Genomic DNA, 7659 nt, shown 5'->3' on the forward strand with positions numbered 1-7659 from the left:
ATATTCCTACAAAAATAGGATTTATAGAAGAACGCTGCAACTTAAGCAATTATTCCTTTTAACGTAGGATTATTATGGCTCGTACAATCACCGTTCCACAGCCACCTCAGCTAGACGCACCACTTGATATGGAGACGCTGGGCGCCTTCGTACGCTACAAGCGTTCAGCACTCGGTATTACGCTGGAAGATGCTGCAGCCCTCTGTGGGCTATCAAAACAAGCCTACAATAATATTGAAAAAGGCGTCGTAACCGTGCGGGCTGAAACCTTGTTTAAAGCCCTTAATGGGCTTGGCATTGCTCTAACAGTAGCGCCGCAACAGGAAGCTGACGATGAGTGGATCTAAAACGGTTCCAGCAATTGCGGTCTTTGCTCGCTCTCACAAAGTCGGTGATCTCAGGTTTCCGGGGGCGCAACAGTGTCAATTTAGTTACGCTGATGACTGGTGCGAAAAAGGTTTTCCCATTTCACCTCATCTAACCTTTAGCAAGGCCCAAAAGGGTGAAGTTGAGAGTGCTACCGTAGTGAACTTTTTGCGTAATTTATTCCCAGAAGGCTCAGCATTCGAGAACTTACTCGCCAGCCAGCACATTTCGCGCAACAACTTGTACGCTATTCTCTCGGCAATCGGCCACGACACTGCTGGAGCACTTACTTTTGGCGAACCATCGAGAGCGCGTCACGAGCCTGAACTACGAGAAGTCACAGAAAAGGAACTTGTTGAGCGCTTGCAACAACGTAAGGATATGAGTCTGTGGGACGGAAAGTTTCGACTCTCAGTTGCCGGTGTGCAGAGTAAGCTTAATCTGTACATAAAAGATAAAAAGCTTTTTTTGGCTGAGGGGGATTACGCCAGCACCCACATTTTAAAATTTGCTCCCAAGGACCACCCAACGCTCGTGCAAAACGAGCATTTCTGTATGCAACTTGCGCATGCTGTCGGTCTAGACGTTGCGCAAACGGACCTACTGCCGCTGGGTGACTATACCGCTCTACTGGTCGAGCGTTTTGATCGGCGCGCGCTAGCGAAGGGTGTCGCCAAACGCCATATCATTGATGGTTGCCAAGCATTAGATATGCCACCCGAATACAAATATGAGCAAAACTTTGGGAGTGGTCGTGATGTGCGTCATATCCGCGACGGTGTCAGCCTTGCAAGGCTTTTTGCTTTCGCTAATAAAACTTCGGTGCCAGTACTCACGCGACAGAAGTTGCTTGATTGGGTGCTATTCAACCTTATTGTTGGTAATAGTGACGCCCATGGTAAGAACGTTAGCTTTTTCATTGCAGCGGACGGTTCACTTTCCCTCACGCCATTCTATGACTTGGTGTCAGTGGTGTATGAAGGCGAGTCAGTAGAAAGATTGGACACCGATCTAGCTATGGCCATAGGAGATAATTTTTCTGTCAACAGTGTTTCCGCTTTCGATTTATTAAGCTTTGCCGACGAGAACGGCATCAAGTTTGACCTACTCGAGCGGCGTTTGCTGCGCTTGCTTGATTTGACGGAGAAATACTGTAGATCTGCGACGGATGCGAAGGATGCGTCGGAAGCGACGCAAAAAATAGCCGCACACGTTGTACAACGCTGCGCGGCCATTTGGGAGCAAGCAGCGCAACTCGAAGAAGTTGCGCGGAGTGCTTTTTAGCTTTGTTTTGACGCGATGTAGTCGTCGACAAACTGCTCAAGAATATTGAGCGGTACTGGACCGTTAGCAAGAATTACGTCATGGAATTCACGAATGTCGAACTGCTCGCCAAGGGCTTCTTTGGCTTTTTCGCGTAATTCTAAGATCTTGTTCATCCCAATCTTATAAGCCGTAGCTTGACCAGGCATCACGATGTGACGCTCGACCATTTTCACCGCGTCGGCACGGGCATTCGGCGTGTTGTTCACGTAGTACTCGATACCTTCTTCGCGGGTCCATTTTTTCGCATGGATACCGGTATCAACGACCAAGCGACAGGCACGCCAGAGCTCCATCGCCAAGCGGCCAAAGTCAGAATACGGGTCTTGGTAGAAGCCGATTTCTTTCGGTAGCTTCTCGGTATACAGACCCCAACCTTCAGAATAGGCGGTCACGCGACCGAACTTACGGAAGCTTGGTACGTTCTCCAGCTCCTGCTGAATCGCGATTTGCATATGGTGACCTGGAATCCCTTCGTGGTAAGCCAAGGCTTCCATCTGATAGGTCGGCATTGAGGCCATGTCGTATAAGTTGGCGTAATAGGTACCTGGACGCGTGCCGTCCATCGATGGTTGCTGATAGAACGCTTTACCCGCCGATTTTTCACGGAACGGTTCGACTGCTTTGACGATCATGTCGGCTTTTGGCTTCTTGATGAACAGCTCATCTAGGCGACCACGCATCACGTCAATGATCTCTTTCGCTTCGCTAAGATAACGCGCGCGACCCTCTTCGGTATCCGGGTAGATAAAGTCTTGGTTGTTGCGCATGTGCACGAAGAACTCTTGCAGGGTTCCTTCAAAACCAACCTTTTCCATGATCACGCGCATTTCGTCATGAATCCGCGCGACTTCGCTTAGGCCAATTTCATGAATTTCGTTTGCGGTCAGATCGGTCGTGGTGGTGCGCTGCAAACGGTTGTTGTAGAAAGCTTCACCGTCCGGCAGTTTCCAAGCACCGTCTTTAGTAGTGGCTTGCGCTTCAAGCTCTTCAACCACGGCAATTAGGTTTTCATAGGCTGGCTTAACTGACTGCAGCATCGCGGTTTTAGCTTGGCTGGTTAGCTCATTGAGTTGGCTATCATCAATATCAAGGTTATCGATTTTACCAGTAAAATCAGCCCACAGTGCGCTGGCTTCGCCATCATCGAACGGCGCACCCGAAATGATATTTTTACTGTCGCTGATCACATATGGATAAACGAATTTCGGCGCCAGGATGCCTTTCTCGGCACGTAGCTTCAGGTTCTCACCTAATTGATCAAACAACGCCGGCAGGCCATTCAAACGCGCGATGTAATCTTCCGCATCTTTGATGTCTTGAATACGGTGTTGGTTGATCAGTAACGCCGCTACGCTCGAGTGCATACCGAACATCTGGTTCACCGGGTAATTGTGGTGACGCCATTGATAGTCGGCGATGCCCTCTTCAAGTTCTTGCTGCATCAATTGCCAGCTCAAACGTGTTTGCTCGTTGAGCTTCGCTGGGTCAATCGCATTGACTTGCGCCAAATGCTCTTTCGCCAGCGCCAGACCTTCTTCATTATGTTCTTGGGATAAGTCATCCCATTTATCTTGGTTCTCTTCAAGGCCCAGACGCGTTTGGAACATTGGGCTGCGCATGACATTCGCCATGAAAATGTCTTCAAACAGCTGATTGGCTTTTTCTGATTCAGCGGCGATGACTTCAGCGCTATAGCTTTCAGGTGCAGCTTGCGCTTGCGCGTTTGGCGCTTGGTTCGCTTCGTTGTTGCTCGGCGCTTCAGAGCAAGCGCCCATAAATAACGCCAGCGAGACAGCGGCGGCAATTTTTGCTTTATACATTCTGGATTCCCCGTGTTTTTGTAGTGCTTTCATTGTACTTGCATTGCATGCGGGTGCGAGCCCATTCATCAGCTCATTTGCGGCTTTTGTCGCAATTGGCTTACACTAGGCCCATAACGACTTCGCAAGAAAAGAGCACCGTGATTACACCTTTTTCCCAACTTTGTTGCCCGCTCGACGGCGCAGATTTAACACTGAACGATAAAACCTGGCGCTGTGAACAGGGCCACAGCTTCGACGTAGCGAAGCAGGGGTATGTAAACTTGCTACCGGTGCAGAACAAGCGCTCGAAGGATCCGGGCGATAGTAAAGCCATGGTGCAAGCGCGCTCGCGGTTTCTTGGCGAAGGCTTTTATGCTCCTTTGGCGGAGGCATTGGCGACTCAAGTGTTAGCGCAGCCTGGTGGTGCGCTGCTAGATGCTGGGTGTGGTGAGGGTTATTACCTGCGTAACGTGCTGGACCATGCCACTGCGTGCGGCGCCGAATTTAGCGCTGCAGCCTTAGATATCTCCAAGTGGGCGGTGCAGGCAGCTGCCAAGCGCGATAAACGGGTGTCATGGTTAGTCGCGTCGAACAGCAGCATTCCTGTGCCTGCTAACAGCATCGACACGCTGTTATGCGTGTTCGGTTTTCCAGTTGAAAGTGAATTCAAGCGAGTGCTGAGTAACCGCGGGCGGCTGATGATGGTCGACCCCGCGCCCGATCACCTGCATGAACTCAAGCAGTTAATCTACGACGAAGTGAAAGACAAGCCTGCGAGTTTGCCAGTTTCTGACACCTGGACATTGGTCACTGAAGAGCGTGTCACGTTTGGCGTCGAACTAACTTCTCGTGAAGTGATTCACGATTTGCTAGGCATGACGCCACACTTGTACCGTGCTTCGAGCGCTGGTCGCGAACGCGCCGAAGCATTGACGTCGCTCACGGTCACCGTTGATGTCTGGCTCCGTGTGTTCAAAGTTTAAGGGGTTATGTGAGTTCGAACCGCATGCTCAGTAAAGTAAAGCGGAAAAACTAAATGCTTGCGCTCCTCTGGCCCAGAACCTCGCGTAGCAGTGAGCTTAATCGTCTTAACCGGCCCGCACTTTTGCACATACGACTGTAACGAGCGCGCTCGCGTGCGACGCCCACTTTTCACTTCCAACGGAATAATATGACCTTCTTTGTCACTTAAAATGAATTCGATTTCAGCACGCGCATCTTGCCATGAGTACGTTGGGTCAATACCTAGTGCAACGAGCTCCTGCTGAACAAAGTTCTCGGCAATATACCCCTTATACTCAAATGCCTGCTGCTTTATTTCTTGATAATTTATACCCAGCATGTGATTGAGCAAACCGGTATCAAACAGGAAAAGTTTTAGTTTATTTTCCTTTCTGTATGCGGCGAGAGGGCTGCGTGGTCGCCCCTCAATTGGGTAGTTCGGTAAAATTAAACGGCATTTCTCGAGCCAAGCGATTCCGCTTTCCAATTCCTGATAACGTGATTTTCTCTCATACACATTCTTAAATTTAAAACGCTTCACAGATTCATCCATCACTGAAGAAAGTTGTGATGGCACTGCGTTAAATACTGCCGCAATGAGATTAGCATCGACTTTGCCCGAGTATTTACCAAAGTCCCTTTCATAGCCGGCAATAAGGTCTGCGTGCACCTGTTGAACTGCTTGTGTTCGTTTAAGAATGCTTTGCTCTTGTATTTGAAACCACAAGTTCACAGCCTCAGGCATGCCGCCAACGAAATAATAATCGACGAGTTTTTCCATTAACTTAGTGTGCGCCGCTGACGAATTATTCTGTGTTTCAAAGGCGCGCAGAAGCGCAGGTTCATTTGCCGCCATAAGAAATTCGTGGAACGAAAGCGGGCGCAAATAATGTTGCTCAACTTTGCCAACGGGAAAAGTATTTAATAACCCGATATTCGAACCACTTGCCGCGACATACATATACGGCGCCTGTTCGGCAAAGTACTTCAGCGAGGTTACCGCGCGCTCACACTCACCTATTTCGTCGAGAATGAGAAGGTCCGTATGCGGATTAAAAATCTTGCCAGTGATCAATTCAATATTCGAAACAATATCTGCCGGCGTTAAAGAGTCAGCAAAGGCTTGCGCAACAGTTGGCGTTTCTAAAAAATCAACTCTTAGCACATTAGGAAATGACTTACCGAAAAGCTCTTGCAGCAAAAACGTCTTCCCAGTCTGCCGCGCACCGTCGATCAAAATGGGCTTTCGTTGCCGTGTAGCCTTCCATTCTTCTAGTGTTTCTAACAGTTTTCGCTGCATAAGCTTCCCAATTCCATTGCACTGTGCTCAAATTTACGTTTTTATGCGCCAAAAATCAAACTAAAACACATTTTTATGCGCATAAAATAGAGTTTTTAATCTTTTATTTGCGCATAAAAGTGAATTACTCATCAGGGCGTAAATCACCGTGCAAAAATTTCACCACAAACACTACCTTTCCGTAGGTTTCAAATGACCACTTAATACAGTCATTAAGTGCTTTCATCACCGCATCATAATCACCAAAGACTTGCGTACTCAGTGTGTTAGTGATCACTTTCACGTCGTCGTGCGCGCTGAGCTGATTATTGAGTTTTTCGATAAAGCCTTTAATCGGCTCAATGTAGTCGTCGGCGAGTGGGTATTTGCTGATATCGATGGTGAGCTTCATAGTATCGTTCCCTGCGCAGGTTAGTTCGTTCTAATTCTCTTCGGGCTGGTTTTCATTCAACAAAAATAACATTAATATGTGACACGCTCGTTGAATACTTTATTTAGGACCCGATTCTCTCGCATGGATATTATCACTATTATCGTCCTCACGGGCCTAACCAATCTAACTTTTGCTTTGTATAGTTGGCATCAAGTCAGCAATCCTGAATCGCACTTTGCCTGTCGTGCGTTTGCCTTAGCGCAGTTTATCAAAGCGGCTTCGTTCATCCTGTACGCCATTTCGCTATACCACGGCTACGATCACTTACGTTTGCTTGCGAATTTGCTGATTTTTATTGGTTGTTGGGCCGAGGTTCGCTCCTATAATCAATTGGCTTCTGCGGGGATTAAAGCCAGCTTTTTGTGGGCCGGAGCTATCGTGACCTGTGCGGTGTTTACCTGGTTTCATTTCACCAGCGGTGACGGCCCGAACAACACCATGATTGTCACTGCGTCGGTATTATTGGTATTGCCATTTAGTGCCAGCGTTTACGCGCTTTATCAACTACTGAAACAGCACCCTGCGAGCGTGTTCCCGCGCGTGCTGGTAATCGTTAACGCCATGATTGGGTTATTTTGTTTTATCCGCGCGCCGCTAGCTGCCAGTGATTCGGGATTTACCATGACCGGCTCCGTGGTGGTTAATGAACTCTTTATTTTTGCGACGTTTTTACTTGGTCTTGGCAACGGTATTGGCTTTATCGGCTTCTTAAAGGAACGCTCCGACGAGAAATTGTGCGTGCGTGCAAATTACGACTATTTGACCGGCATTTATAATCGCCAGCACTTTGAGCGCTCAGCACAGAAACGACTGCAGTCTGGCGATACATTTACGCTTTATTTTTTGGACCTCGATAAGTTTAAAGGAGTTAACGATCGCTTTGGTCACGCGGCAGGTGATGAAGTGCTGCGTTTATTCGGGCAACTATTACGTGAAAAACAAGAACGCTACAGCGCGATTTCTGGGCGTCTAGGCGGTGAAGAGTTTGGTATTTTATTACCCCACGATACGCGTTTGCCCCATGACACCATTATCGAGCAGCTCCGCCAAGACTTTGCCTCTGTCGGCGAAAAAGTCATCGGTGAAGCCCTGACGTTCAGTCTAGGAGCCTGCCCCTCAAAGCAAGCAGACTCCGTGCAGGAACTTATGCACCACGCCGATGTGTTGCTCTACGACGCAAAGCATCATTTGAGTAGCCCGTAGTTCTACTACGAGGCCAATCACCGTGCATCGCGATGTTGGATTAATGACGGAATCTTCTTAGCAGCGCCTGAAATGGCAGGTTGTACCCGCAGTAGAACTGCGTATATGGTCTCCTCCAACTTTGCAAGTTAAAACCGGTCGTAAGCGAAGTTGCGTTCGTATATTCGGCCTCGAGTCACAATGTATTCACTTCTAGCTCATTGTAGGGCCTTGATGTAATCCGCGCA

At 48.5% G+C, this 7659-nt stretch carries 7 protein-coding genes; 4 read left to right on the forward strand and 3 right to left on the reverse strand.

From position 1 onward, the window contains the following. The first annotated feature begins 74 nt into the window (after positions 1–74). Both CWE21_RS06995 and CWE21_RS07000 read left to right on the forward strand, forming a co-directional pair. Entirely contained in the window at positions 75–347 is a 273-nt protein-coding gene (locus CWE21_RS06995) for a helix-turn-helix domain-containing protein (protein ID WP_126833736.1), read from the forward strand. Beyond that, on the forward strand, positions 334–1650 hold the full coding sequence (locus tag CWE21_RS07000; RefSeq protein ID WP_126833737.1) for a HipA domain-containing protein: 1317 nt from the start codon (positions 334–336) through the stop codon (positions 1648–1650). The genes CWE21_RS06995 and CWE21_RS07000 overlap by 14 nt, the downstream gene beginning before the upstream one ends. Here the strand turns inward: CWE21_RS07000 and CWE21_RS07005 are convergent. Then, entirely contained in the window at positions 1647–3512 is a 1866-nt protein-coding gene (locus tag CWE21_RS07005) for a DUF885 domain-containing protein (RefSeq protein ID WP_126833738.1), read from the reverse strand. The two genes, CWE21_RS07000 and CWE21_RS07005, sit on opposite strands and share 4 nt — an antisense overlap. Before the next feature lie 140 nt (positions 3513–3652). Between CWE21_RS07005 and CWE21_RS07010 the strand changes: the two genes are divergently transcribed. After that, positions 3653–4477 (forward strand): putative RNA methyltransferase, encoded by an 825-nt coding sequence (locus CWE21_RS07010; RefSeq protein ID WP_241970238.1) that lies wholly within the window; start codon positions 3653–3655, stop codon positions 4475–4477. On the opposite strand, the gene CWE21_RS07015 is transcribed toward CWE21_RS07010, so the two are convergent. Together CWE21_RS07015 and CWE21_RS07020 are read right to left on the reverse strand one after the other, a co-directional pair. Continuing rightward, positions 4474–5796: an ATP-binding protein gene (locus CWE21_RS07015; protein WP_126833740.1), complete on the reverse strand. Its 1323-nt coding sequence runs from the start codon at positions 5794–5796 to the stop codon at positions 4474–4476. The genes CWE21_RS07010 and CWE21_RS07015 overlap by 4 nt on opposite strands. A 124-nt stretch (positions 5797–5920) precedes the next feature. After that, entirely contained in the window at positions 5921–6187 is a 267-nt protein-coding gene (locus CWE21_RS07020) for a hypothetical protein (protein ID WP_126833741.1), read from the reverse strand. A gap of 123 nt (positions 6188–6310) precedes the next feature. Here CWE21_RS07020 and CWE21_RS07025 point away from each other — a divergent pair, with 123 nt between their 5' ends. Further along, the gene (locus tag CWE21_RS07025; protein ID WP_126833742.1) at positions 6311–7432 is read left to right on the forward strand and encodes a GGDEF domain-containing protein; all 1122 of its coding nucleotides are present in this window, start codon (positions 6311–6313) and stop codon (positions 7430–7432) included. Positions 7433–7659: the final 227 nt, after the last annotated feature.

Source organism: Pseudidiomarina aquimaris (genome assembly GCF_003987395.1).
GTDB classification, from domain to species: Bacteria; Pseudomonadota; Gammaproteobacteria; order Enterobacterales; family Alteromonadaceae; genus Pseudidiomarina; species Pseudidiomarina aquimaris.

Excerpts from the sequence above, each read along its gene's own strand:
- CWE21_RS07000 (WP_126833737.1), top strand. The coding sequence starts at position 334 with ATGAGTGGATCTAAAACGGTTCCAGCAATTGCGGTCTTTGCTCGCTCT.
- CWE21_RS07025 (WP_126833742.1), top strand. The coding sequence starts at position 6,311 with ATGGATATTATCACTATTATCGTCCTCACGGGCCTAACCAATCTAACT.
- CWE21_RS07020 (WP_126833741.1), bottom strand. The coding sequence starts at position 6,187 with ATGAAGCTCACCATCGATATCAGCAAATACCCACTCGCCGACGACTAC.
- CWE21_RS07015 (WP_126833740.1), bottom strand. The coding sequence starts at position 5,796 with ATGCAGCGAAAACTGTTAGAAACACTAGAAGAATGGAAGGCTACACGG.
- CWE21_RS06995 (WP_126833736.1), top strand. The coding sequence starts at position 75 with ATGGCTCGTACAATCACCGTTCCACAGCCACCTCAGCTAGACGCACCA.
- CWE21_RS07005 (WP_126833738.1), bottom strand. The coding sequence starts at position 3,512 with ATGTATAAAGCAAAAATTGCCGCCGCTGTCTCGCTGGCGTTATTTATG.